16 protein-coding genes and 4 pseudogenes are annotated in these 25,509 nt (G+C 69.7%); 7 read left to right on the forward strand and 13 right to left on the reverse strand.

Annotation, left to right across the window (positions count from 1 at the left end; translation table 11 throughout):
• Positions 1-22: 22 nt before the first annotated feature.
• The 3 genes from OG819_RS47620 to OG819_RS47630 are packed head-to-tail and all read right to left on the reverse strand — an operon-like array spanning position 23 to position 3,956.
• Complete coding sequence (locus tag OG819_RS47620) at positions 23-817, reverse strand: ferritin-like domain-containing protein (RefSeq protein ID WP_266637664.1); 795 nt, start codon at positions 815-817, stop codon at positions 23-25.
• Positions 817-3,132 (reverse strand): HAD-IB family hydrolase, encoded by a 2,316-nt coding sequence (locus OG819_RS47625; protein ID WP_266637666.1) that lies wholly within the window; start codon positions 3,130-3,132, stop codon positions 817-819. The genes OG819_RS47620 and OG819_RS47625 overlap by 1 nt, the downstream gene beginning before the upstream one ends.
• Positions 3,129-3,956, reverse strand: coding sequence for a hypothetical protein (locus OG819_RS47630; protein WP_266637668.1), 828 nt, complete (start codon positions 3,954-3,956; stop codon positions 3,129-3,131). The genes OG819_RS47625 and OG819_RS47630 overlap by 4 nt, the downstream gene beginning before the upstream one ends.
• An 818-nt stretch (positions 3,957-4,774) precedes the next feature.
• Here OG819_RS47630 and OG819_RS47635 point away from each other — a divergent pair.
• From OG819_RS47635 to OG819_RS47650, 4 genes are all read left to right on the forward strand, one after another.
• Complete coding sequence (locus OG819_RS47635; RefSeq protein ID WP_266637670.1) at positions 4,775-5,554, forward strand: SDR family oxidoreductase; 780 nt, start codon at positions 4,775-4,777, stop codon at positions 5,552-5,554.
• A 39-nt stretch (positions 5,555-5,593) separates the two neighbouring features.
• Positions 5,594-6,316 carry a 1-acyl-sn-glycerol-3-phosphate acyltransferase gene (locus OG819_RS47640; protein ID WP_266421211.1) on the forward strand — a complete coding sequence of 241 codons (723 nt, stop codon included), beginning with the start codon at positions 5,594-5,596 and terminating at the stop codon, positions 6,314-6,316.
• Positions 6,313-8,013, forward strand: coding sequence for an FAD-binding oxidoreductase (locus OG819_RS47645; protein ID WP_266421209.1), 1,701 nt, complete (start codon positions 6,313-6,315; stop codon positions 8,011-8,013). Before OG819_RS47640 ends, OG819_RS47645 begins: the two co-directional genes overlap by 4 nt.
• A 577-nt stretch (positions 8,014-8,590) precedes the next feature.
• Entirely contained in the window at positions 8,591-10,867 is a 2,277-nt protein-coding gene (locus OG819_RS47650; protein WP_266637673.1) for an FtsX-like permease family protein, read from the forward strand.
• 737 nt (positions 10,868-11,604) lie between these two features.
• Here the strand turns inward: OG819_RS47650 and OG819_RS47655 are convergent.
• The 5 genes and pseudogenes from OG819_RS47655 to OG819_RS47675 all read right to left on the reverse strand — a co-directional run bounded on the left by OG819_RS47655 (position 11,605) and on the right by OG819_RS47675 (position 20,291).
• Entirely contained in the window at positions 11,605-12,330 is a 726-nt protein-coding gene (locus OG819_RS47655) for a CDGSH iron-sulfur domain-containing protein (RefSeq protein WP_266637675.1), read from the reverse strand.
• Positions 12,327-13,397, reverse strand: a complete 1,071-nt coding sequence (locus tag OG819_RS47660; protein ID WP_266655977.1) for a ferritin-like protein — start codon at positions 13,395-13,397, stop codon at positions 12,327-12,329. Before OG819_RS47660 ends, OG819_RS47655 begins: the two co-directional genes overlap by 4 nt.
• A 615-nt stretch (positions 13,398-14,012) precedes the next feature.
• The gene (locus OG819_RS47665; RefSeq protein ID WP_266655979.1) at positions 14,013-15,362 is read right to left on the reverse strand and encodes an SWIM zinc finger family protein; all 1,350 of its coding nucleotides are present in this window, start codon (positions 15,360-15,362) and stop codon (positions 14,013-14,015) included.
• A pseudogene (locus OG819_RS47670) lies at positions 15,359-18,195 on the reverse strand (DEAD/DEAH box helicase). The gene OG819_RS47665 and the pseudogene OG819_RS47670 overlap by 4 nt, the downstream one beginning before the upstream one ends.
• Before the next feature lie 101 nt (positions 18,196-18,296).
• Complete coding sequence (locus OG819_RS47675; protein WP_266638791.1) at positions 18,297-20,291, reverse strand: hypothetical protein; 1,995 nt, start codon at positions 20,289-20,291, stop codon at positions 18,297-18,299.
• On the opposite strand from OG819_RS47675, the pseudogene OG819_RS47680 reads away from it, so the two are divergent.
• Positions 20,266-20,388 (forward strand): annotated as a pseudogene (locus OG819_RS47680) (IS30 family transposase); the annotation flags it as partial. The gene OG819_RS47675 and the pseudogene OG819_RS47680 sit on opposite strands and share 26 nt — an antisense overlap.
• Entirely contained in the window at positions 20,372-20,704 is a 333-nt protein-coding gene (locus tag OG819_RS47685; protein ID WP_266637683.1) for an integrase core domain-containing protein, read from the forward strand. The pseudogene OG819_RS47680 and the gene OG819_RS47685, both read left to right, overlap by 17 nt.
• 9 nt (positions 20,705-20,713) lie before the next feature.
• Here the strand turns inward: OG819_RS47685 and OG819_RS47690 are convergent, their stop codons facing one another.
• The 5 genes and pseudogenes from OG819_RS47690 to OG819_RS47705 all read right to left on the reverse strand — a co-directional run.
• Complete coding sequence (locus OG819_RS47690) at positions 20,714-20,941, reverse strand: LuxR C-terminal-related transcriptional regulator (RefSeq protein ID WP_323139448.1); 228 nt, start codon at positions 20,939-20,941, stop codon at positions 20,714-20,716.
• Between the two features lie 654 nt (positions 20,942-21,595).
• Positions 21,596-21,793, reverse strand: a complete 198-nt coding sequence (locus tag OG819_RS47695) for a hypothetical protein (RefSeq protein ID WP_266637687.1) — start codon at positions 21,791-21,793, stop codon at positions 21,596-21,598.
• Entirely contained in the window at positions 21,790-23,715 is a 1,926-nt protein-coding gene (locus OG819_RS47700) for a tetratricopeptide repeat protein (protein WP_266655981.1), read from the reverse strand. Before OG819_RS47700 ends, OG819_RS47695 begins: the two co-directional genes overlap by 4 nt.
• Positions 23,716-23,779: 64 nt before the next feature.
• Positions 23,780-23,878, reverse strand: a pseudogene (locus OG819_RS59280) (BTAD domain-containing putative transcriptional regulator); the annotation flags it as partial.
• A 5-nt stretch (positions 23,879-23,883) separates the two neighbouring features.
• Positions 23,884-24,674 (reverse strand): annotated as a pseudogene (locus OG819_RS47705) (IS110 family transposase); the annotation flags it as partial.
• Between the two features lie 515 nt (positions 24,675-25,189).
• Between OG819_RS47705 and OG819_RS47710 the strand changes: the two are divergent.
• On the forward strand, positions 25,190-25,501 hold the full coding sequence (locus tag OG819_RS47710) for a winged helix-turn-helix domain-containing protein (protein WP_266637691.1): 312 nt from the start codon (positions 25,190-25,192) through the stop codon (positions 25,499-25,501).
• Positions 25,502-25,509: the final 8 nt, after the last annotated feature.

Below are 25,509 nucleotides of genomic sequence, written 5' to 3' on the forward strand. Positions count from 1 at the left end.
CGAAACCGTTCTGCCAGCGGCGTCAGGCAGCGATGCCGCGGTTGTCCATGGAGTCCTCGACTATGCGCAGCCCGTCCATACCCGGCAGCTTCGCGATGTGCGAGTCGATGTCGCGGATGAGTTTGCGGCCCTCGGAACCCGCGAAGAGGTGCGTCATGACGTGGGTGACCTCGTCCTCGGACATGACGCCCGAGCCGACCGGGCCCCAGGCCTTCTCGAGCGCAAAGCGGGCGATCACGCGGGCCTTCTTGCTTGCCGCGAGCCGGTCACGCGCCTGCGACGCGTAGAACGCGACGTGCTTCGTCTCCTGCTGCGCGATCCGCCTCAGCAGCGGTACCAGCACCGGGTGGGTCTCCAGCGCCGCGAGCCGGTGGTACGCCGCTGTCGCCGCCCACTCGTTCGCCGCGCCCCACGCCATGTGCACGGCGACGAAGTCGTTTCCGACCAGTCGACCTATCGCCGTCAGCTTCACCGGCGCCAAGCGATCCCTCCAGCCGAGCTTCAGTCGGGTCGCCTTGAGCTCGTCGAAGTCGACTCGGATGCTGTGGCGCCCCAGCACGGCCGCGAGCGCTTCGCCGTGCCAGAACTCCTCGCGGTTCCACATCGTCATGAAAGCGCCCACCGCGGGCTCGTTGTGAGACGGGGTCGTCAGCAGGTTACGCATGTAGCAGACCGTGTGGTATTCGACGTCGCACATGTAGCGCAGTGTGCGCAGCGTCTCCTCGGACAGCGGGTCGCGCTCGAACTCGTCGAAGTCGAGGTCGGCCCACTGCACGCCGGTGGAGTTCTTCGTGTACTTGTCTATGTCGAAAGCCATCAGACACTCTTCTCGTCGGTGCGCGTCGGAATCGTCGCCCGTGCCGCGATGACGTCGCGGCGCACCCCCGAACCGCCGCTCTTCCAGCGGTAGATGTTCCAGTTCCTCTTGTGCGATTCGCGGGCCAGTTCGGCGTCGGGGTTGATCGCCGAGGGCTTGCCCAGCAGCGACAGCCACGGCAGGTCGGAGTGGCTGTCGCCGTAGCCGTAGGAGGCCGCGAGGTCGTAGCCGCCCTCCTCGGCGTACCGGCGGAGCCACGCGGCCCTCGCCTCGTCGACGAGCGGCGGCTTCGCGAGGTAGCCGGTGAGCACACCGTCCTTCATGTGCATGGAGCTCCCGACGACCTCGTCGAACAGGTCGGCGAGCGGAGAGGCGAGAAGGCCGATGGAGCCGGTGACCAGGACGGTGCGGTGACCCGCCGCACGGTGCTCGCGGATGCGCTCCAGGGCGTCCGCGCTCGTGTGCCGCAGCATCGTGTCGGCGTAGCCGCGCCTCACGACCTCCTCGAGACGGGCGATGGGCATGCCGCGGTAGCGGCGCAGGAACGCACGGATGAATTCGCCGCGGTCACGCTTCTCGGCCCGGAGGTAGCCGGGCAGCGAGGCGAGCAGGTCCGCTGCCTCCTTCGGCCAGGCCGCCTTACGGAAGCCCGAGGTGCGTACCCAGAGGTACTGCTCGACGATGTTGGAGTCGACGACGGTCCGTTCGAGGTCGAAGACGGCGAGCACGTCGGTACGCTGCGGCAGTTCGCGTTTCGGGTGGGCGTTCGCCGACCGGGCGGTCGCGGCCTTCCGGCGAAGGTAGGCCGCTGTCAGCTCGCTGATGGCGGGGAGGTGCACCTTCTGCAGGTACTCCTCCCAGTCGATCCGCTCCACATCGAAGCCGCGGTCCTCGCGCATCGCGGCCGGAAGCGCGTTGTTCAGCGCGCGGGCGTTGCGGTCGTCGAAGATGATCTCGGTCTGCGCATACGCGCGGTAGAGGTCGATGAAGTTACTGAGGGTGGCGATGCCGGCGCGCAGCTTGGCGTTGTCGGCCGCGAGAGCGCGCTTACGCTCGTCGTTCGGCATCAGCCGCAGAGCGGCGTCCCACAGGTCGGCCTTTCTCTTCGCCAGCAGCAGACCTCGGTTGAACTTGCGCTCGCCCGAGAACTTCCAGGTCGGTACTTTGACGAATCCGTCGCCCTTGGGCAGCGGGTGCTGCGTGTAGTAGTCGCGTACGTTCTCGTACATGCGGTGGAAGGGCAGCGGATTCGACGCGCCCGAGGCGATGTGGAAGTACTTCGGCTCGTCGACAGGTGTCGGGTTGGCCGCCGCGGCCAGCATGGCGTTGACGACGAAGTCGACGGGGATGACATCGAGGATCGAGTCGGGCAGCCCCGGGAAGTCCGGCAGTTGGCCGCGACCGTAGGCGAAGATCAGCGGATCGGCGACCTTGAAGCCGTCGATCCAGCCGGGGAACGGATGCTGGAGGGCGCTCTCGATGATCGAGGGCCGGACCACCGAAAGCCGGTGTCCGGCCTCGCCCCAGAGGTCTTCCGCGGCACGTTCCGCGAGTGCCTTCGTCAGCGTGTAGACATCGGTCCACCCCAGACTCTGCGCGCGCCGCCGGCCGGCGGAGACGAGCTGGGAACGCACCCACTCGCGCCGCGCGTCCTCGCTGGCGCGGGCCGCCGCGATCGGGCCCTCCTTGCCGTGGTTTCCGCGGGCGCGGGACATGAAACGCTCGAGCATCGCCGGCTCCCGCGAGGTGAGTTCGGTGCGCTCGTGGGTCTGTGTCGCCAAGGTCCACTCGGTGCGCCAGTCGACGTCGTGCTCGAGCTTGGCCTCGGGCACCACGCCGCGACGCAGTCCCCCGACGTAGCAGGTCGACACATGGACGACGTGCGGGTCGGATCCGGAGGCGAGCAGGGCCTCGTAGAGGTTTACGGTGCCGTTGACGTTCGTGTCGAACGCCTCGTGGATGGGCGGGTCGAACGAGACGGTCGACGCCGAGTGGATGACGACGTCGAGGTGGGAAGGCAGTTCGGGAATGCTGGTCATGCTGCCGTTGAGCACGGTGATCCGCTCACGGACGATGCGCTCCGCCTCTTCGGCGCCCACGGCATCCCGCCAGCGCTCGAACACGGGTTTGCGCAGAAGGTGCTGGAGTCGGTCCTGCCCGGTCTGGGTGCCCTTCCCGCGCACGAGGAGCGAGATGTGGGTGGCGGGGTGATCGGTGAGCAGCCGCTCAAGGACGGCCTGCCCGACGAAGCCGGTCACGCCCGTCAACAGGACGTGTGCGTTGCCGAGTTCGGTCTTCGCGTTGTGCAGTGTCACGGAAGGAGCCTCGATTCCACGGTGGATGCGACACCGGGACGGATGCCGGGGAGCGCGGCGACCATCGCGCGGATACGGCCCGCCTCGGCCCGTCCGCTCTGGTCGCCGAAGACATGGCGTTCGAAGAAGGTTCGCTCGTGCTTGGAGCGATCGACCGAGCCGAGCGGCCAGGCGGCGTGCCGGAGGGCGCGACGGGTGATGCGCCGGGCGCGGGCCGAGCATCGGAGTCGCCGTTCCGTCTCCTCGGCGAGGAAGTAGATGTGACGATGCTTGATCTCCACCACGGGGTTGATGATCGACGCCATGACGCGGGAGGCGCCGGCCAGCCGCCGGTAGGCCGCCTGCGTGATCCATTCGTCCACGAGGCCCGTCGTCACGTGTGCGGCGACGATCTGCGTACCAGTGATGTTGGCGATGAGGGCGTGACGGATCGGGCCGCGGCGCTTGCGGCGCTCCGCCAGTACCCACCGTGCCGGACCGGCGCTCGAAGGGAGGTCGCGGGTGGCGGGAGAGGCATCCAGGACGGCGTCGAGGGCGTCGGCGATCCAGAACCTCTCGAACATCCACGTGGTGAGGAACGCGGTGACCCGGGCGTCCCTGTGAGTCGCGGTGAGCAGCAGGTCGCTCATGCGGGGCAGCGTCGCACGTTCCATGTCGCGCAGCGCGCGGACGAGCCGGACGGATTCGGCGTCGAGCGGCTCTTCGGCGAGCGCCCCGAGATCGAGCGTTTCGCGGTGGCTGCCGTGTGCCGTACGGGCGAACTCACGCACGTCGAAGCCCGCTGTCTCGGGCGGCGCGGTCGTCGCCTCGTCGTTTGAGTTCATGCGCCGGCTTTCTGGGGCGGGAGTTGGGGGGGACTCTGCAGAGGCCCCGGAACGTGCGAAAAACTGTCGGGGGCCGTCACGTCAGACCGAGCAACCGGCGCATGTGTGACACGTGGCCTGAGGCCTAAATTGGGTTATCTGACGCCCCGGTAGCAGAAAGGTGCCGCTGACCTGCATGGATGCGAGTGTCTAGGTCGTACCGGACACCATGTGCTTCCGGCTCTACCACCTCCCGGCCCGCCTCGCGAAACACGCCCGTCGCCGATGGCCGCGGATCGAACACACCTGGCCATGGGCCGACGCGTTCACCACCGCCTTGGACGACTGACCGCCCTCCCAGCCATCACCTGACCACCCACATCCGCCCCAACGAGGACCGAAAAGGAGAGGACCGCACCAGCCCGGGAGACGTGGAACCCCGGCGCACCCCGCAGCGTCACGCGACGGCCCACTCTCGAACGGCAGAGGACATTACGGGCGAACCGCCGAGCCGATCAACTACCCGCCCCAGCTGACGGATCGAGGTCAGAGGGCGATTCCTGAGTCCGTATGAGCACGTGCGGAATCTGGTGTCACAAGACGGATGCGTGCCCGGTCTAAGGGAATGAGCCGAGTAATGAAAGGTGTGTCATGCGCGAGGACTCAGCCGTCGGCTGCTGCACGACCGTAGCGATTCACCTGAGTTGGCTCGTCGGTCGGCGAACTCGGAAGGCCGGTGTCGGGCTCGGCGACGTGCACCCGCTCGCCACCCCACGTAATAGCTGTGAGCGGGGAACTCGGATGTCAAGTGGATGGCATATGAAACTGTGCTGAGCCGTATGGGGGTCGCACTTGTCACCGGCGCTACGTCGGGTATCGGAGCGGCGTTCGCGCGCGCTCTGGCGGACCGTGGATGGGACCTTGTCCTGGTGGCGCGCGACAGGGAGCGGCTCGGCCGGATGGCGGTCGAGCTCGAGTCCCGGGGCCGTGCCGTCGAGGTACTGCCCGCCGACCTGTCCGATCGCGCCGACGTCGAGCGTGTCGTCGCCCGGCTGGAGGACCCCGCCCGTCCGGTGGACATGCTCGTGAACAACGCCGGTTTCGGCGTGCACGCGCCGATAACCTCGGCCGACACCGCTCCGCACGACCGGGCGATCGAGGTCATGGGGCGCGCGGTGCTGGTGCTCGCCGGCGCCGCTGGGCGGGCCATGCGTGAACGCGGACACGGTGCGATCGTCAATGTGTCGAGCACGGCTGGGTTCGTCACGATGGGGAGTTATTCGGCGGTCAAGGCCTTCGTGACCTCGCTCACGGAGGGGCTGGCGAACGAGCTCCATGGAACGGGCGTAACCGTGACGGCCCTTTGTCCGGGCTGGGTCCGCACGGAATTCCACATGCGGGCCGGAATCCGGTCGTCGAGCATTCCGAACTTCCTCTGGCTCGACGCCGAACGACTCGTCGAGGCGAGTCTGCGCGACGTGCGCCGCGGACGGGTGATCTCCATGCCGAGCTTCCGGTACCGGTTGCTCATCTGGTTCACACGTCACCTTCCGCGCCACACGGTGCGGTGGATCTCGCGACGGATCTCCTCCAGCCGCAACGACAGTCTCACTCACTGAAAGAATCAGTGCGGGCGAGCCCGCACCGGAAGGAAGCGGATGCCTGCGACGATGCGCGACCGTTTCACGTCACGCTCTCACGCCGCGGCGCGTTTCGTCGCGCAGCGGGGGCTGTTGAAGCCCGTCGTCTGGAGCGTGACCAGCGTCACGGTACTGGGGCGCGAGCGCTTGGAGAACGTCGAGGACGCCTATGTCGTCGTCGCCAATCACAGCTCGCACCTCGACACACCGCTCATCATGGGCGCGCTGCCCCGCCGATTGGCGCGCTACCTCGCGGTGGGAGCCGCCGCCGACTACTTCTTCGACGTGTGGCGGCGGCGCGGCCTCACGGCTCTCTTCTTCAACGCCTTCCCGGTCGACCGCAGCGGAGCGAACACGCGCGGAGTGAGCGCCAAGGCTTTGCTGAACCGGGGAGTGCCGCTCCTGATCTTTCCCGAAGGTACCCGCTCGCGCGACGGATCGCTCGGGGCGTTCAAGCCGGGGGTGGCGGCGCTCGCCTCGTCGGCCGAGGTGCCGGTGCTCCCCGTCGCGGTCATCGGCGCGCATGCGGCGCATCCTCGCGGATCGAATTGGCCGAAACCGGGCCGCCTGCCGGTCGGGGTTGTCTTCGGCGAACCGCTCACTGCCCATCCCGGGGAGTTGAGGAGCGACTTCACCGAACGCATCCGCTCGGCGATCGTCGCCCTGGCCGAGGAGCACTCCGACCATATCCTCGGCTCGAATACCACCTCCCGTCGTGTACTTGAAGGAGACCGTTCGTGACCGAATCCCCCCGCCGCACCGACGCGATGCGCACCGGTGAGGTGAAACACATGAAGTGGTGGGGCTGGGGCGTAGAAGGCGTCGGCTTCCATCACGAGGACAAGCCCGGGTTCGCGCCGTTCGTACAGAAGGCCGTCGGTCTCGACCTCTTGGCGGGAGAGCGCACCGAACGGCCCGACTTCTCGCAGTTGAAGGTGCCGGATTCGACGGCACCGGAGGAGTTCGTCACCGTCCTGAGCGGCATCGTCGGAGCAGAGAACACCGTCGTCGACGACCTGTCCCGGGTCGTCCACACGTACGGCAAGAGCCTGCGTGACCTGGTCCGGATCCGAGCCGGCGAGATCGCGCGCAGTCCCGATGTGATCGTCTACCCGGCCGACGAGGCGGAGGTGCAAAGCGTCGTCGACGCGGCCGTCGAGGCGGACGCCGTGATCATCCCCTTTGGGGGAGGCAGCAATATCGCGGGCAGCCTCGAACCGCACCCGGACGAGTCGCGGGTGGTCGTCTCGCTCGACCTCGGCCGCCTCAACCGGGTGCTGGAGATCGACGCCGACTCCGGCCTGGCGCGCATCCAGGCCGGAGCGCTGGGCCCCGATCTTGAGGCTCAACTCAACCGGGACGGCTGGACGATGGGGCACTTCCCCGACTCGTTCACCCACTCGACGCTCGGCGGGTGGGTCGCCACGCGCTCGTCCGGCATGCAGTCGGACAAGTACGGCGACATCGCGGACATCGTCAAGGGACTGCGTGTCGTGCGGGCCGGTGGGGTCCTCGTGATCCGTGCCGTTCCGAGTGCGTCGACCGGGCCGAGCGTGCGGGAGATGGTGGTGGGCTCGGAGGGGCGGCTCGGCGTCATCACCGAGGTCACGGTGCAGGTGCGCCGGCTCCCCGAGAAGCGTGCCATCTACGCCTACTTCTTCAAGAATCTCGACCACGGCCTCGCCGCGATGCAGGAGATCGCCGAGAGCGACGTCTCGCCCTCGGTCACCCGTATCTCGGACGCGCACGAGACGGGCTTCTCGCTGGCGACGGGCAAGGAGTCGAAGGGCATTCAGAAGAAGGCGCAGGCCGGCCTCATGGCGTATCTCAAGAGGCGTGGCTGGGACCTCGACGAGATGTGTCTCTCCTTCATCGGCTTCGAGGGCGGCGAGGCGCACGCGAAACGGCAGAAGTCGCTCGTCGACCGGATCGTGCGCAAGCATCACGGCATCGGCGTCGGCAAGGGCCCGGGTGCGCTCTACGACCAGAAGAAATTCGACACGCCGTACATCCGCGACTTCCTGCTCGACCGCGGTGCCGCCGGCGACGTGAGCGAGACCGCCGGTCCGTGGTCGAAGCTGCGTGGCATCCACGCGGCGGTCTACGAGGCGGCCGACCGTGCCTACGAGAAGATCGGCCACACGGGCTGGACGATGTCGCACATGTCGCACTCGTACCATTCTGGAGCCTGCCTCTACTTCACTTTCGCCTTCGTGTTCGGTGACGACCCGCTCGGCGAGTACGACACGGTCAAGCGCGCGATCCAGCAGGCGTTCATCGACGCCGGCGGCACCATCTCGCACCACCACGGGGTGGGACTGGAGCACGCGCCGTGGCTGGAGGAGGACATCTCGGCGCAGGGCGTCGCGGTCATGGCGGGCCTCTTCGACGCTGCCGACCCGGGCGGCAACTTCAACCCGCGCAAGATCGTGGTCTGAGCGCCGCAAGGTCTGCCGGGGCCTTGTCAACCGCCCGCTTCGCCGTCCGGGACCGCATCACCGGCGTCACCACCCTGCCCACGGCAGCCTGAGCCAAGACCAGTCACCCGGCCCCACCACACCCTGGCGCACCCATCAGCCAGACACCCCCAGTCAACTTGGCAACGCCCTGTTGAACCCATGGTCGATAGAAGCGCCACACAGGCACTGCAAGCTTCACAACAACATCTATACCCTCAGTGTATGGTCAGGAGCATGCCAGGCGGCGCTCTTGGTCGCCGGCTGCTGCATGCCTCGATGCGCACAAGGTGAGCTGCTGTACAGCGTGGCCTGTGGGCCAGAAGCCTCAGGCATCGGTCCTTCACACTGTCCTGCACACTGTCCTGGCGGGCACACCTTGGGTGGCTTGTCACCCCACGGCCCAGGGGCTTGGCCGTCGGCGCTCCGCGCCCAGCACGAGAGGATGCCAGTGAACCCACGCCGGCAGAACGCACGACAGACTGCCCCCCCATCAGCTCCGAGTCGTCGACGGCGATTCGGAAGTCTTCGTGCTCTCAGTTTCGGAGCACGGCTCGCCGTGACCGGCGGCCGGGACGGCTTGGTGCGCACCGTCCTGATGGCCGCAGGCATCGGACTGGGGGTCGCCCTGCTGCTGGTGGCCTCGTGCGTGCCCACCGCCAGATACCACCGTGACGAACGGATTCACCACCGGATCGACACCAATCTCGACGACCGGGTCATCACGCCCTCGCGCAGGACAGTGCTGGTCAGTGATATCGACACCGTGTTCCGAGGCAGGGAAATCCGGGGAAGGATGCTGGAACCCGAGGGGCCTGCGGCGCCGCTGCCTCCCGGAGTCACCCGTTTTCCGCGTGCTGGGGAGATGGTCGTGTCGCCGGCGCTCCGGAAGCTGTTGGCCGCGCCCGGGACTGACTTGCTGCGCGAGCGCCTCGACCATCCCATCACGGGCGAAGTCGCAGATGGGGGCCTGCTCGGACCCGGCGAGTACGTCTTCTACTTGGGCGGCGAGCACATGGCGGACGGTGTCGCAGGAGCTCGTCGGCTGGACCACTTCGGCAAGGTCTACTCGGAGAAACCTCTCGCCCCCGAGCTCGTGCTGCTGAGCGTGGTCGGCATAGTCGTACTGCTCGCACCGGTCGCGGTGTTCATCGCCGCAGCCGTCCGGTTCGGCGGCGAACACCGCGACCGGCGGCTGGCCGCGCTACGGTTGGTAGGCGCGGACCGTCGGATGACAGCCCGTATCGCCGCAGGTGAGACGCTGGCCAGCGCGCTGATCGGCGTCGTTCTGGGCGCAGTCCTGTTCATGATCGGCCGCCAGTTCATCGAGCTGGTGGACCTGCAGGGGCTCAGTGTGTTCACTGTGGATCTCACCCCGGAACCTGTCCTGGCGGCGCTCACGGTGGCCGGCGTAGTTGGGTTGTCTCTCGCCGTCACGAGGCTGGCGATGAACGGGGTGGCTGTCGAACCCCTCGGGGTGGTTCGCCATTCCGGTGGTGCCAGGAGACGGCTGTGGTGGCGCATCGCCGTGCCCGTACTCGGCCTGCTTCTGCTCCGAACATCCGTGGGGGACGGATCTGACATACCCGACGCCACCAGCATCGTCCTGGTCGTTGTCGGAATGCTGGCGTTGCTCATCGGCGTGACCGCCGTTCTGCCCTGGATCCTGGATCAGCTCACCAGGGTGTCCGGCGGATTCGGTCCCCTCTCCTGGCAACTGGCCGTCCGTCGACTGCAGCTGAGTGGCGAAGCCTCCACCCGCTCGGTCAACGGGATCGTGGTCGCTGTGGCCGGTGCCATAGCACTGCAGACCCTCTTCACCGGCATCGCGCACGGCCAGAACCGCGACAGCCGGGCAGCTGGCAACAGTCCTACGTCGAGCACGCACATCGGCGTCGCCCGTCTCGACGACGGCAAGGGGCACGCAGAGCGATATGCCTCAGTGTTCTCCTCAACGCCCGGCGTTCAACAAGCGATCGGTTACGCGGAGTTGTCGGTGAGCGCACCCGACGACGGTGTCCCGGAGACGGTCCGCGTCGCCGGATGCGCCCAACTGAGGCTGCTTGCCTCGCTCCCCACCTGCACGGACGGGGACGCCTTCGCCGTCACCCCCCACGGTGCGGACGGTGCCGCCGACACGACCGTATGGACGTCGGGCAGGACGATGCGCGTGGACCTGAACGGCCCCCTGTGGAAGGTGCCACACATCACCACCTCCGCCGAGGCCAAGAGCAGCAGTCTGCAAGGCGAGTTCCCCGAGGAGATGCTGCTCGCCACCCCCCAGGCAGCCGGCTCCACGGCGATGACACACGCTGTCAGCACCATCAGCATCACGTACTCGGCGTTCAGCGATGACATCCAAGACCGGCTTCGCACGACAGCCGCCGAGCTGGACCCTTCCTTCACCATCGATTTCCCCACACAGGCGAAGAGCGACACGGCCCTCGACGGGATCAGGCGCGCCCTGTTGGCCGGCGTGACCGCCGTCCTGCTGCTGATCGCGGCAAGCATGCTGCTCGGGGCCCTCGAACAAGTCCGGGACCGCAAACGCGTCCTGGCCGTACTCGTCGCCTTCGGCACCCCGCGGCGCACCCTCAGCCGCTCGATCCTCTGGCAGACCGCATTGCCAGTCGCGATGGGACTACTCGTCGCAGGGCTGGTGGGAACCACCCTCGGTAGCGCACTGCTCAGTCTCATCGGCAAGACAGCGGTGTACGACTGGAGCAGTATGCTGGCGATAGCCGGCATCGGCGCTGTCGCCAGCGTTGCGGTGACCATGCTGACACTCCCCACACTCTGGCGGTCCTCGTACCCACAGAACCTCCGCTACGAGTGAGCGATCTCCATCCCCGGCAGGGGGATCCGCGGCGGCGCGGCGCAGCGAATCGTCCGGCAGGCTCGGTAAGCCGCGCCACCAGTACCAAAGCTCTGCCATCTCTCGAACGATCAGCAGCAGGCCGGGTAGACGGCAGGGCGTCTCGCTTCGGAAGGCAGGCCATCCGATCCCCTGCCGACCCGTCACTTCACCCGACTTGTCTGCCACGAAGGCCATGCCGCCCCCGCATACAGGGAGTTGAACTTGCATCAACTCAAGAACGACGGTCCCCGCTGCCGGTGGTCGCATCTGCGATGACCAACGGTGGGTTCGAGAGCGGAACCACACTGTTCACACTGTCGACAACGACCTCCGGCGTCCGCTCCGACAATGGCGGGGGTGAGATCGCTTGCGCTGGCCCGCACTTCAGCGGCTGGACGGGTACGGCTTCTTGCACATCGGCAATGCCACCAAGTCGGGCACAGTCCTTGCGGCTTGCAAGGCGTCGCTCAGCCCTGTGGCTGCATATCGGCGTCGCCGAGAGTCGTAGCACCGCCTTCGACACGATGGCCACCAAGGCAGTTGATCGGACCACCACGGCCAAAACCTACAACGGCAGTCCCTTGTAGACTGTCGCGGCCAATTTCTGGGGTAGAGGTGGCGCAGTTCGATGCGTGCGTCGTGGGTGGTGAACTGCCAGTTCACCTGACGCTGTGTGAGTACCTGGCCTTGAGTCAAGGCCCCAGAGGCCAAAGCCCCTATGTGTCGGACTCGGGCGTGCCTCCCGACACGGTGTTCTCATCGCGGAACCCGATCTTGCGGTGGGTCCCGTCGCAGAGTGGCTTGTTGTCTGAGTGGCCGCAGCGGCACAGCGTCATCCTGATGCGGGTCTCCAGTGGCTGACCGTCCGCCCTGAACACAGGCACTCCGCCAGTGACCCACAACGCGCTGGCCTGACCGTTCTCCTCCTCGAGGACCGAGATCGCCTGCGGAAGGTCGGGCTCGATCGGGTTGCCGTCGCGCTGAAGGGCGTAGCTGTACGACCCGGACGGGCAGTCGCCGATCCGTCCCATGACGTTGGAACGTACGTCGCTGTCGTCGGTGTCAGCGAGCATCTCGGCGATCGGCCTGGTGCGGCCGATGCAGAAGGCGGCGTGGATGCACAGCTCGCCGACTCGCTTGGCTGAGATGCCCACTCCGTCGTGAACGTGCTGCACTTCCTCGTAGGGACGGACATCCGCCGACTCCGTGCCGTCGAAGCCGATCACGGCGTGAGTCCCGTCGCAGAACGGCTTCGAGCCCGAGCGTCCGCAGCGGCACAGCACGTAGATTTCCTCGGTCTGGAGGGTCTCACGTGTTTCCCAGCCCAGTGAATCGTCTTGCTCGGACACGATCTTGCGTTTGCGTCTCAGCGGGATCCGCCCGTAGACCACGTACGGGCCATTGTCGAGTACGACGATCCGGCGCCGCTCGTCGCCGCTCACCGGCGGGACTCGGGGGCGACGTACTCGAAAGTCGGGCCGGCTGTGGTGCCGTCCGCGTCGGGCATCTCCATCAGGCCCTGCGCCTGCGCCTTGAGCGCATACATCATGCCGGTCGCGGCCCCGAGCGATTTCGGACTGCCGTTGAAGGCCTGATCCAGGAGATGGAGCAGTCCGCAGTACGTCCGGTTGAACTCCTCCTGGGCGGTACGGATCGGACTGCCCACAGGGTGATCCGCCATGCGCTGATTGGGGCGCATCGGGCGGACGTCGGCGAGGTCGACCGCGACCGCTGCACCCGTGGGGCCGGACTGCGGCGTGTCACCGCGCCGGTATCGCCGGCCCAACTTGAGCTCCTGGAAGCGGTAGTAGTGCGAGACCTCGTCGCGCTCGGGGTGGAAGATGTCCTGGTCGCCGTCCCAGACTTCGCCGCGTGCCGTACCTTCGCCCTGCTCGACGATTTCCTCCAGCGCCGTCAAAGCCGAGGCGAGATCGGTGATCGCAGCCAGTTGTCCGCCGGTGTGGAGGAAGGGACCGGCGGTGACCTGGCGAGCAGGGTCACCGCAGAAGACCTCCCGCTCGCCGATTTCGGCGCACAGGTGACGCAGTCCTTCCTCTATCGCGTCGTAGAACTGCCCGATCGTCTCGTAGTTGTCGCCCTCGGCCGGAGCACCAGGCAGCGCCGGCTGTTCGAGGCGGAGAAACATCTCCAGTGCCTTCGCGCCGTACGGGACGAGTGACAACTCCAGGGAGCGGTCGCCGTGCGGCAGGGACCGGGGGTGGCGAGGCAGCATCTGCGGCGTGTCCAGGCGAGGCTGCCCGCCGACCGCGTTGAGGAGGTTCGCCGCCAGCGACAGGTGGATCATCTCCTCGACGAAGACGCCGGCTATCACCTGAACGGCATCCGGGTTCCGCGACGGTTCGAGCGAGTAGAGCGCGCAGAGATACGGCGGCAAAGTGGCGTGTTCCAGTTCGATCGCCCACTGCAGATGCTCCCGAAGGCTTTCGAGCGTGGCGATCCTTGCCGTCGAAGGCACCTCGGCGATCCCGAGCTGTTCCGGGTGATTCATGGATGGTCTCACTTCAGCTGTCGAGGGGGACGGGCAAGCACGTCGGCGTGCAAGAAGCGTTGCCGCGCGGTGATGACGGCAGGGACACCGTTCCGCCTGCCGCGGCACACGTTGCTGTCAGATCATCAACCAAGACCGCGCAGCCATACGATCTGTGACAACTCCTGAGGGGCCTCGCGTTTTCCGGACAGGCGTCTGACTGTCTATTTCACGCAGAGATTCGCAACTTCTCATACTCGGTGTGGACTTCGCACGGAGGGCGGTAAACCACGGCCGAATGGAGGCGTTTGCGATTGTACCGGAATTCGATGTAGCGGGTGATGTCCTACCGAGCGGCCTCGCGGGTCAGGTAAGTCGCACGCTTCCTCGCGGAACTCCGGTGAATACATGCTGGGTGGCGCCACTGCTTGCTTCTTCGTTTCCTGTTCAGGGCAACCCTATTGGGTCCCTGTCCGGACAGCTTCGGGGCACCCCACGCACCCACGCCGCCCACCGGGCGGTCAGCCAGGGTGCGCAGCGGGCGGCGTGGCGGCTTGTTTCCAGCGGGCGGTCCGGCGCGGGGCGTCGCGGGCCGGGTCACGCGCCCACCGCACACACGGTCCATGCCCCGGGCGGTCAAGGCCCCGGGCTTCCGGGCGGCGAGGCGGATGCTGCTCCGGTCGTGGCCGGATCAGCGCCCGCGGCGGCGGTGCGGGCGGCGAGGAGGGCGGCGGTGGGGTCGGCCGTGGCGGGGGCGCAGGGCCACCATGCGGTGTCGGCGCCGCGGCCTTCGCGGAGGTAGGGGTGCCAGCGGTTGTCGGGACCGAGGCGGATCTGGACGCCCTCGTCGTCGGCGGTGAGGCGGTTGCGCCAGGCACGCAGCCGCGGGGTGCCGCCGGTGTCTTCCGGGTTGTCCGTGTTGTCGGGCTCGGTGAGGGCGGTGCGCGCGGCGGCCATGGCGGCGGGGTCGGGGGTCAGGGGGGTGCGGGCGGTGGTGATGCCGGCGGGGCCGCCGTGGCGCAGGGCGCGGACCAGGCGGGCGAAGTCGAGCGGGGGCAGGCCGGTGGCCCGCACGAGCCGGTGGAACCAGTCCTCGCTGATGCCGCTCGCGGCGAGGTGTACGGCGTCGTCGAGCGGGGTGGCAGTGAGTGAGGCGGTGTGCCCGGCGGCGAGGCGGCGGGCCCGCTGAGCGGTGTCGCGGGTGAGCGCTTCGAGGTCGTCGAGGGTGAAGGGGGCGCCGGGCGGGGGCGTGGTGGTGAGGGGGGCGGGGGCCGTGTCGCCTTCGCCGGGCACACTCTCGGCGGTATGGGGGGCTGGCGGAGTGAAAGCCCCGTTCCACGAGGTGAACGCCTCGTGGGCGGGCACGCCCTGGTCGCGTGGCGCGTCGTCGCCGGTGGACGACATGGCGTCGGTGTGGGCCTGGCGGCGGGCACGCAGCGCGGCCAGGACGGCGTCCTTGGTGCGGCCGCGGAGGGTGAAGAGCCAGAAGGGGTCGTTGTCGAGATGGGCGGCGGTGGCGTAGCACAGGGCGGCGGCGTGCTTGCAGGGGTAGCCCCAGTCGGGGCAGGAGCACTCGGGATCGAGTTCAGCCGGCTCGGGCAGCAGGGGCACGCCGTCGGCCCGGGCGTCGTCGACGAGGTCAGCGGGCATCTCGCCGTCGAGGAGCGAGGCGGTGCGGCCGGCCCGGGCGGCGATGGAGTCGAGGAGGGCGTCCCACTGGGCGTCGGTGAGGACCCGCAGGCGCACCGCGGCGTCGTACGGCCAGGGGTTGCTGCCCTCGACCTCGGCGCGCAGCACGCCGGGGGCGACGGTGACCGGGCCGACCATGCCCTTGCGGGCGTAGGTGCGGCCGCGGGAGAGGCGGCCGGCGTCGAGGGTGGAGGCCTCCAGGGCGTCCACCCAGGCCTGCCCCCACCAGGTGGCGGCGAAGGCGCGGCTGCCGGTGCGGGGTGCCGTGCGGGAGGGAGCCCTGCGTGCGGGGGTCATACCTCGAACTCCTTGGAGAGTGCGACGAGTTCGGCGAGGTCGGCGTCGGAGAGCTCGGTCAGGGCGGCCTCGCCGGAGACGATGACCTGGTCGGCGAGGGCACGCTTGGCGCCGAGCAGGCGGGCGACCTTGTCCTCGACGGTGCCCTGGGTGGTGAGCCGGTGGACCTGGACGGGCCGACCCTGGCCGATGCGGTAGGCGCGGTCGGTGGCCTGGTCCTCGACGGCGGGGTTCCACCACCGGTCGTAGTGGATGACATGGGTGGCTCGGGTGAGGTTGAGGCCGGTGCCGGCGGCCTTCAGGGAGAGCAGGAAGACGGGGAACTCGCCCCGCTGGAAAGCGGCGACCATCTCCTCGCGCCGCGGCACGGGCGTGGCGCCGTGCAGGTAGCGGGCGCGGACGCCGCGATCGGCGAAGTGCCGCTCCAGCAGCCGGCCCATCTGCGTGTACTGGGTGAAGACCAGGGCGCCCTCGTCTTCGGCGACCACCGTGTCGAGCAGTTCGTCGAGGAGTTCCAGCTTGCCGGAGCGGCCGGGCAGCGGGCCGGTCTCGCGCAGGTAGTGCGCGGGGTGGTTGCAGACCTGCTTGAGCGCGGTGAGGAGTTTGAGGACCAGTCCGCGGCGCGCGATGCCGTCCGCTTTCTCGATGCGGGCCATGGTCTCGCGGACCTGCGCCTGGTACAGGGCGGCCTGCTCGGGAGTGAGGGCGACCGGATGGTCGGTCTCGGTCTTGGGCGGTAGTTCGGGGGCGATGCCGGGGTCGGACTTGCGGCGGCGCAGCAGGAACGGGCGGGTGAGACGGGCGAGTTGCCCGGCGGCCTGCCGCGCCCGGTCGGCGGCCTCCTCGTCGCCGTCGGCGCCGAGGACACCGCGTTCGATGGGTTTCGCGAAGCGGTCGCGGAAGACGGACAGCGGTCCGAGCAGGCCGGGGGTGGTCCAGTCGAGCAGGGCCCACAGCTCGGAGAGGTTGTTCTCCACCGGGGTGCCGGTGAGGGCGACGCGGGCACGGGCGGGCAGGGCGCGCAGCTCGCGGGCGGTCGTGCCGTAGGGGTTCTTGACGTGCTGGGCCTCGTCGGCGGCCACGAGCGACCACTTGACGCCGGCGAGCCGCTCCCGGTCGCGGCGCAGCACCCCGTAGGTGACCAGGACGAGTTCGTCTCCGGCGAGATGGTCGAGGGTGCGCTCGCCGCCGTGGTAGCGGCGCACCGGTACGGCCGGGGTGAAGCGGGCCGCCTCGCGCTGCCAGTTGCCGAGCAGCGAGGCCGGGCACACCACGAGGGTGGGTCCCGCGGTGTCGGGCTGTTCCTGGCGGTGCAGGTGGAGGGCGAGCAGGGTGATCGTCTTGCCGAGGCCCATGTCGTCGGCAAGGATCCCGCCGAGGGTGAGGCGGGTCATGTCCGCCAGCCAGGCCAGGCCGCGCTGCTGGTAGCCGCGCAGGGTGGCCCTCAGTCCCTCCGGTACGCCTACGGGGGCACGGCTTTCGGGGTCGCGCAGCTGGGCGACAAGGTCGGCGAAGGCGCCCGCCGCCTCCACCGCGACGCGCTCGCCGTCCTCCGCCCACTCCATCTCCCCGGTCAGCACCGCCTGGAGCGCCTCCAGCGGGGCGAGCGCGCCGGTGCGCCGCCGCCTGAGGCGGGCCACCAGCTTCGGGTCGGCGACCACCCACTGCTCGCGCAGCCGGACCAACGGGCGGCGGGACTCGGCGAGGAGCTCGAGTTCGGCCTCGGTGAGTTTCTCGCCGCCGAGCGCGACATTCCAGGAGAAGTCCAGCAGGGCATCGCGGCCCAGCAGGGTGCCCACGGTCGCACCGGGCGCGGTGGCCGCTCCGACCTCCCCCCGCGCCTGAAGGTCCTTGACCAGCTCCCGCGGCCAGTGCACGCGCACACCCGCCGTGCGCAGCGCGTCGGTGGCGTCCCCCAGCAGCTCCATGGCCTCCTCGTCGTCGAGCCCCAGCGCGCTCGGGGCGGCCTCGGCGAGCAGCCGGGTCAGCGGCTGCCAGGCGCGGGCGGCGCGGCGCAGCGCGAGCGGCACCTCGGCCTCGGCGTGCGGGCCGAGCAGGCGCTGCGCGCGAACCGGGTCCGCCCACAACTCGGCCGCGTCCAGGACCAGCGACGGGTCGGCCGCGGTACGCAGCTGCAGCACGGCCCGGAAGTCGCGGCGCCGCCCGGCCAGGGCTCCACCCTCAGCTCCACGCTCACCTGCGCGGCCCGCTCGGCCGCGGCTTCGGCCGCCCACTGGGCGAGCTTCGGGTGCAGGGCACTGGCGCGGTCGGCGTACGGGTTGCCGGGCACCGCATGCCCGGCCGCCGGGGTGCGCGACAGGGTGTCGGCGAGCGCGTCGCAGAATTCCCGCACCAGGGCGGCCGGTTCGACGATGCGCGGTGTCCTGTCGCCGCTCGGGGGCGCAGGCAGGTTGTGGGCGTACGGCGGCAGGGCGGCGGCCAGCGCGTCCAGGTCCCGCTTGCCGCGCGCGCCGGGCGGCCCGAACCGCCAGGTGGTGTACGTGTCGGAGGTCAGCGCCGGATACAGGCGCCCCTCGCCGAGCAGTTCCAGCGCGCGGCGAGCGACGGCAGCCCACGCGGCGAGCGACGGATGGACGCCGGAGGCGGGCAGATCGAGCAGGAGGGCGAGCGCGTTGCCGGGGCTGAGCGCCCACCCCTCCACGGTGCGGGTGCGCACCCCGCGGCCGTGCGGCAGGACCAGCGCGAGCCGGACCCGTTCCACCGTCCCCGGCGCGGCGACCTGTGCGGGCACGCGGCCGACGGTCGCGGAGGGCCGGTAGAACACCAGGCGGCCGAGCCGGGCCGGCTGCCCCGCCTCGGCGGGGGCGAACACGGCGGCCCAGCCGCCGTCGGCGAGGTGCTCGCGCGCCCAGGCGGCGCCGGCGGGATCCGCGAGCGGCGCGGCCTCGTCGGTGATCTCCCTCACGAGCAGGCTCACTTGGCGCTCCCCGCCTTGAACGCGGCCTTCCGCAGCCGCTTGGCCAGGGCCTGGTCGACCGGCTTGACGGCGTCGGCCAGCGCGCCGAGCACCTCGCCGGCGTGCGGGTGGCCGGCCCGCCACAGGTCGTCGGCCCGCTCCGCCACCTGGCCGAGTGGGCGCGGCCCGTCCTCGGGGCCCGTCAACAACCTTTCACGCAACGCCTGTTCCCCCCGACGGGCAATCGGCAGCGCGCCGTCCACCAGCATCCACTCCAGGCCCCACGCCGCCTCGCCCTCAGCGGGCTCCCCGATCCGGCGCAGCATCGAGGCCGCCGCGTGCGAGCAACCGGTGACCGTGGAGACGGCCGCCTTGTGCAGGACCTGCTGCGCCCGCCCGGCAGTGTCCGTCTCCAGCACGGCGGCCAGCACCCGCGGAGCCTCCAGGCGGCGCAGCGCGTCGGCCGGCTCCGTACCGACGCAGGCGTCCACCACCTGCACGGCGGCGTCCGCCGCGGAGCGTGCCGCGAGCCAGTCCGCCACCTCCTTGGCCGCGTCCGTCTCGGAGGCGTAGGAGGGGAGCGAGGCCAGCAGCTCGCGCGCGTCGGCCTCGGCGAGCGAGCCGATCACCGGCGCCGGGATGCCCACGCGCACCAGCAGCGTGTGCAGGCCGGAGCGGCCCAGTGGGGTGAGCCGGAAGCGGCCGGCCGGCAGCGGGTCAGGCCCGCCGCCGCCGAGGAGCAGGGTGAGGGCGCTGCCCTCCCCGGTCTCGCCGCCTTCCCGCTCGGCGGCGCCGAACAGCTCCAGTACCCCCGCGGTCTCTTCGTACTGCTCGGCCAGGAGCGCCGACACGAGCATCCGGGCCGGACCCTCGGGCAACCCCTCCAGACCGTCGGTGAAGCCGGCGACGTCCAGCCACTCTCCCTCCGGCAGCCCGTACGCCGTGAGCAGCATCAAGAACACCAGCGGCGGGACCTCGTCGGCCAGTGCCCACAGCTGCGGCAGCCCGCCCAGCGGCCCGGCCGGCAGGGGGAGAGCGACGGAGAGCTCGGCCGCCGCGCCCGCCACGGCGCCCTGCCACGCGGTCAGCAGCGCCGCGTCGTCGTCCTCGTCGGGCAGGTCGGCGCCGGCGCGTGCGCGAGCGCCGTCCACCTCGACGAAGCCGCAGTTCAATGCCCATTCCCAGGGCAGGTCCAACACCTCCATGTCGCCGGCGCTGCGGATCTTCGCCAGCCGCGCGGCCCGCACCTCGGCATCGCCCCACTCCTCGGGGTCGATGCGCCAGAGCTCGGCCTCCTCCACGGCCTGCCGGGCGAGCTTCGGCCGCAGCAGCCCCTTCGGGGTCAGCTCCCGCCCGCCCGTCTCCCGCGACCGCCCTTCCGCGGAAGCCGTTCGGGCCCCTTGCCCTCCGCCGCACCAGTGCCCGAGCCGTACCGCCGCCATGAAGGCGGGCACCGCGCGGGCCAGCTCCGCCTCGCCGGGCAGCCGGACGGCGGGCAACCGGACGTCCGCGACGCCGAGGAGGTCGGACAGCGCCCCCTCCTCGTCCTCCCGGCCGACCGCGTCCTCCCGGTCGGCGTCGGCGGGCTGGCCCGCGCCGCCGGTCAGGGGATGCAGTTCGCCGCACCCGCAGCGGTACATGCCCACTGGTACGCCGCGCCGCGTGCCCGGCACCCGCCGCAGCCGGACCCCGGCCAGCGCCCGGGTGACCTCGGCGGGGTCGAAGGCGGCCGGGTCGAAGCCCTCCTCGTACAGGCCGGCCAGCACCTCGTCGCGCAGGCCGTCGTACTCGACCCAGTCCTCGCCCCCGTCCTGGACGACCACGGGGCGCGGGCGTTCCCCGTCCTCGTATCGCTGGAGCAGTTCGGCCAGTCCCCACACGCCGCCGAGGTCCTCGGCGGCGGGCATGGCCCGGCGTCCACCCGTGCACACCGCGCGCTTCCCCTCGCCCTCCTGGGCGGGGCGCACCTCTTCCACCGCGATCCGGCTCAACGCCGTCGCTCTCGCGCTCAACAGCCGCCCCCGCAAGACCCTCGCCTGGAAGACGCCCGGCGAGGCATTGAGCGAGCAGCTACGCTTGTTGACAGACAGTGTTGCAACGACTCCTTGAACCTGAGGAATACACCTCCGAGGCGTTCCAGCAGCTGTGCGGCCGCTGGGGCGTGGTGCAGTCGATGGGCCGCGTCGGGTCGGCGCTGGACAACGCCGCCGCGGAATCGTTCCACTCGGTCCTCAAGGTCGAGTACATCCACCGGCACACCTTCGCCACCCGCGCCGAGGCCCGGCTGAAGACCGCCACGTGGATCGCGGACTTCTACAACACGAAACGTCGTCACAGCGCGGCCGGCGGGAACCCGCCCGTCGAGTTCGAACGGATCATCCAGGAAGCGCGAGCCCGGACCGATCAGGAAGGCCGGGCCGCATAACCAACGTCTCTACGCAACCAGGGGATTGACACTCGGCCGTGCAAACCTGGTCAGCAGTGCGGCAAGCTCCACGCGTGACCTGAGCTCCCGCTTCTGGAAAACGTGGCGCAGGTGGTGATCCACCGTGTGGGGCGACAGGAAGAGCAGCGCCGCAGCCCAGTGGAGTCGGCCGCCGAGGTGGACGTGCGGGTCGTCCTCCACCCTGGTCAGAAGATGCTTCGTTCGCATGGCTGGCATCTCGCCACCAGGCAAAGTAGGCACGGTCCCCCCACAGGATTCAACCGATCAGTTATCTGTGCACTGTGAGCCGTGTCAGGTCGCCTCTACTGCGGTGGCTCCTGATCAACTCTTGTGTGCTTTCCTCCGGCGTTCCGGGCCGTTCGGGGAAGGCTGCGTGCTGTCGAGTGACGGTAAGCGGGTCGGAGTGTGCAAAGCGTGCCAAGAAGGTGAACACCCCCCTCGGCTGAGCGTTCACTCCTGCGGCAGCGTGAACAGCCGGTAGGGGGCGACCGTCTCGAACCCCACGCGCCGGTACACCGACGCGCCCGCCGTGCCGGCCTGCAGGGTCACCACGTGCAGGCCACGGTCGCGACCCGCCTCGACGCTGCCACCGTGAGACTCGCCCCGATGCCCTGGCGGCGCCGTCCCCGGGTGCTGCTGACCTCGTGGGGTGACCCAAGGCTGCGGAGAAGGCGGACAGGCCCCGTCCGCCTCGTCAGTACCCCTCCACGGCCGGGTGGTCCGCCGGCAGGCTTCGTGCTGTTCGCCGTGGCCCCTGAGTACCGGCGTCGCCGTCATGGCAGTACGGCGACCGCGGCGGACCGGCGGAGTGCGGCTGCTGAGCCCCGCGTACGTGTGCTCTCGGCCGCGGAGGGACGCCTCGGTGTCGAGTCATGTGACGTCGGGGCGCCGGAGCTTGTCGCGTACGTGCTCGGCATCGGGGTGCGCAATGGTCACAAGGATCTCCAGTGTCTGCTGCCAGGCGCCCGCCGCCCGCTCCTGGCAGCCGTCGGCCTCCCACGCGTCACCGATGTGGACGAGAGTGTCCGCTTCCAGGTAGTCGTCGTGGATCTCGCGGTATGCCGTCACGCGTGTTCGTAGCAGGTGAGGGCCTGCTGATACTGGCCGAGGTGGTGGTGGGCGTAGCCGAGGCTGTCCCAGGCGGCGGCCTCCCCGTTGCGGTCGCCGAGTTGCTGGTTCATGGTGATCGCCCGTTGGCAGTCGGCCAGGGCTTCCTCGTACGCGCCGAGCAGAATGTGGGTCCAGCCGACCTCGTTGCAGATGCCTGCCTGTCCGCTGCGATGACCGGCCGCCTCGTACAGCGAGTGCGCCTCGCGGTAGTGGTCGAGTGCCTCGTGGTGATGGCCTTGGCGGTTGGCCTGGAAGGCCAGGTAGCGGTGGACGCGCCCCTGGCCGGGCAAGTCGCCGATGGCGGCGAACAGTTCCAGCGCGGTGGACAGGTGCTCGCGTGCCTCGGCGGGGCGCTCCAGACGCCCGTTCACGAAGCCCAGGGCCCGGTGCGCGTGAGCGCGTCCCGAGAGGTCGCCCAGTCCCTCGGCCGCATGCAACGCCGCGGCCTGAACGACTAGTTGGTCCTGCCACCGGCCGTGCCGGTCGAGGAAGAGTTCCAGTGTCGCGGCAAGCTGCCAGCAGTGGGCGCCCAAGCCGGATCGCGCCGCCTCCTGCACGGCTGCGAGGAGGACCGGACGCTCGGCGTCCAGCCAATTTGCCGCCTTCTCCTGGCTGTTGAACGCTACCGGACTGGCCCCGGCGGCGACCTGCGGTGACAGGGTGAGACGCTCCCGGTGGGGTGCGAGCAGGCTGTCGGCCCGGTGAGCGGTGTGCAGGAGGTGGTCGAGCAACCGGTGCCGTACGGCGTCCCGCTCTTCGGGGGTGTCGTGTGATTCCGCCAGGTCCCCGGCGTAGATCCGCAGCAGTTCGTGTGAACCGAAGCGGCCCGGGGACCGCTGGGTGAGCAGATGCGCGCCGACCAGTTCGGCGAGCAGAGGGCGTATGTCTTTGAGAGGCAGGCCCAGCAAAACCGCCGCGGTCGCGGTGGACACGTCGGGGCCGGGATGGAGCGCCAGGAGGCGGAACAGTCTCGCCGCACCTGGTGTGAGAGCGTCGTAGGACCACGAGAACGCCGTGCGGGGGTCGGTGGCGGGATCATCGTGAGTGAAGCCGGCGAGGCTGCCACGGGTCTCGCGCAGGTCCTCGGCAATGGACGAGAGGCTCCAGCCAGGATGCACCGCTGTACGGGCACTGACGATGGCCAGTGTCAACGGCAGGGAGCCGCACAGCGCGACGATCTCGTCAGCGCCCGCCTGCTCCTCGGCGACCCGCTTCGTGCCGAGTCGCCTTATGAGGAACTCCCCGGACTCCGCGGCCGTCAGGAGGTCGAGCGAGAGGGGATGGGCGCCGTCCACGACGACCAGTCCGTGCAGGTGGTTGCGGCTCGTGACGACGATCAGGCATCCGGCGGAGCCCGGCAGGAGCGGGCGGACCTGTTCCGTGTCGCGCGCATTGTCCAGCAGCACCAGGACGCGGCGGCCGGCCAGCAGACTCCGGTAGAGGGCGGCCTGGGCGTCAAGGCCGGCCGGTACGCGGTGCGCGGGGACACCCAGGACGTCGAGAAAGCCGCGGATCACCTCCGCGGGATCCGCGATCGAACCCGACGGGTCGAAGCCGCGCAGGTCGGCATACAGCTGGCCGTCGGGAAAGCGGTCCGCGATCTGGTGGGCCCAGTGCACCGCCAGGCTGGTCTTGCCGACGCCCGCCATGCCGCCGATCGCGCTGATCACCACGGCGTTCGGCCGATCGTCCGACGGCGACAAGAGGGTGTGCACCCGGCCCAGTTCGGCGCGGCGGCCGATGAACATACGCACGTCGGGCGGGAGTTGTGCGGGCCGGACCCATGTCATGCCGTCTGGCGAACCCGTCCTCTCGGTGGAGATCTCCGGCACCGAGGCCCCGCCGTACGGCAGTTGGGGGGCGTTGTTCTCGGCGAGCACCGCTCCCGGTCCCCGACCGGCCCGGCGGTGTGGAGGCGGCGCTGCGCGGCAACTGCTGCTCGGCGGCCAGGAGTTCCGGGCCCGGGTCCAGACCCAGCTCATCGACGAGTCGCGTACTGACGTCCCGGTAGACGTTCCGTGCCTCGGCCCGGTGTCCGGTCACAGTTCCTCGATGCGGGTGGCGAGGAGTTTGCGCTGGTCGAGCACGGATTTCAACTGGTCGGCGAGGCTGGGGACGATCAGGGCCGCGGCATCGGTGCCGGGCACGACGACGGTCTGCTCGTCGAGGGCTGTGAAGGTGTCGTCGACCAGACGCTCGGCCATCCGCGGGGCCTTGGCGCGTATCAGATTGACCAGCCGACGGCGTCCCGCCTTTCTCAACTGGGCGGGGGAGCCGAACTGTTGGAGCATCAGCAGCACTGCCGGGTGCTGATGCGCGGGCCCAGCACCCGTTCCAGCGAGGGATGGATCTGGGTGAGCAGGCCCCTCAGCCGGTTGCTGATGCGGGTGGCTTCACCGGCGAGATCGTCGTCGAAGCCGACGATCATCTCCAGCTCGGCGATCGTCTCGTCGGCGAGCTCGATGGACCGCAACGTGTGCGGCATGGCGCGGGCGGCGTCCGCGATGATGAACGCGTCGCGGGCGTCGGTCTTGGCTTCGCCGGGATAGAGGTCGGCGATCCGCCGCATGGTCAGGCCCGGCAGATAGGCCACCTTGCAGCCCGTGTCGCGGGCCACGGCCAGCGGCAGGGCACCAATCGAGGCAGGCTGGTCGACGACCACCAGTACGGTGCCGTGCTTGGCTTGTAGCTTGGCAAAGACCTCGCGCAGCTTCGGCTCGCTGTTGGGCAGTCGCTTGTCGAACGCCTTCTTCCCGGCAGGGGTCAGCGCGGTGGCGTGGTGTTCGCCCTTGCCGACGTCCAGGCCGAGGAAAGCGCCGATGTCACTGGTGTCGATCACGTGCACTCTCCGGTCGTACCCGTCCCGGCCTCACCTGCGGCACCAGTTGCCGGCATCCACATTACGAAGAGCCTCCCAGCCTCCCCGGAGGGAGTCGGTGGTCATGCCCCTAATCAGCGGTCTACCAGTGCCTCCGGGCCCGGTGACACCACCCCCCGGATCATCAACGACAGGGGGACGAAGTCATGCCGGTCCCGGAGGCCGGGAACCCCGTTGCGGGGCAGAGGAAGACGGTAATGGGGAGGTCCCAGACGACACAGCTGGAACGCGCATCGGTCGCGGGCGGTGAGGGCGGGTCGGGGCCTCGAAATGGGGAGATTCATGACCATGGTGCTCTACGCGTTCAGCAGGGCAAGGGCCTGTCCGGGCACCGGCTCGGGCTTCGCCGGTCATCGTGCTCGGCCGACCGCCATATGACGCACGCGGCCGAAACGCGGAGACCCTCAGCCAGGCCCACGACCGGTCCTTCCGGCAGTCGGGAGCACCGCCCCCCGGGGGAGACGCTGCACTTCGCCGTGCTGGGTCCGGTACGCGCCTGGCGGGCCGATGTCGAGCTGCGCCTGGGGCCCCCGCAGCAGCAGGCGTTCGCGGCGTTGCTGCTGGCGAGCGCCGGTCGGCCCGTCACCGTCGCGGAAGTCGTCGACATGTTGTGGGGGCAGGATCCGCCGTCGAGCGCGGTCAATGTCGTACGCCGCTATGTGGGGGCGCTACGCCGCGTGCTGGAGCCGGGGCTGCCTCGGATGGCGACCGGAAGATGGCTGCTCCGAGAGGGCGGCGGATACCGGCTGAACGTCGGCGTCACCACACTTGACCTGCTGCGCTCGTGACCTGCGCA

The sequence above is a fragment of the Streptomyces sp. NBC_01549 genome (genome assembly GCF_026339955.1).
GTDB lineage: Bacteria > Actinomycetota > Actinomycetes > Streptomycetales > Streptomycetaceae > Streptomyces.

What these genes read in the sequence shown, in the direction of transcription:
- OG819_RS47620 (WP_266637664.1), bottom strand. Translation starts at nt 817, where the DNA reads ATGGCTTTCGACATAGACAAGTACACGAAGAACTCCACCGGCGTGCAG.
- OG819_RS47630 (WP_266637668.1), bottom strand. Translation starts at nt 3,956, where the DNA reads ATGAACTCAAACGACGAGGCGACGACCGCGCCGCCCGAGACAGCGGGC.
- OG819_RS47635 (WP_266637670.1), top strand. Translation starts at nt 4,775, where the DNA reads ATGGGGGTCGCACTTGTCACCGGCGCTACGTCGGGTATCGGAGCGGCG.
- OG819_RS47640 (WP_266421211.1), top strand. Translation starts at nt 5,594, where the DNA reads ATGCCTGCGACGATGCGCGACCGTTTCACGTCACGCTCTCACGCCGCG.
- OG819_RS47660 (WP_266655977.1), bottom strand. Translation starts at nt 13,397, where the DNA reads ATGAATCACCCGGAACAGCTCGGGATCGCCGAGGTGCCTTCGACGGCA.
- OG819_RS47665 (WP_266655979.1), bottom strand. Translation starts at nt 15,362, where the DNA reads ATGACCCCCGCACGCAGGGCTCCCTCCCGCACGGCACCCCGCACCGGC.
- OG819_RS47690 (WP_323139448.1), bottom strand. Translation starts at nt 20,941, where the DNA reads ATGCCAGCCATGCGAACGAAGCATCTTCTGACCAGGGTGGAGGACGAC.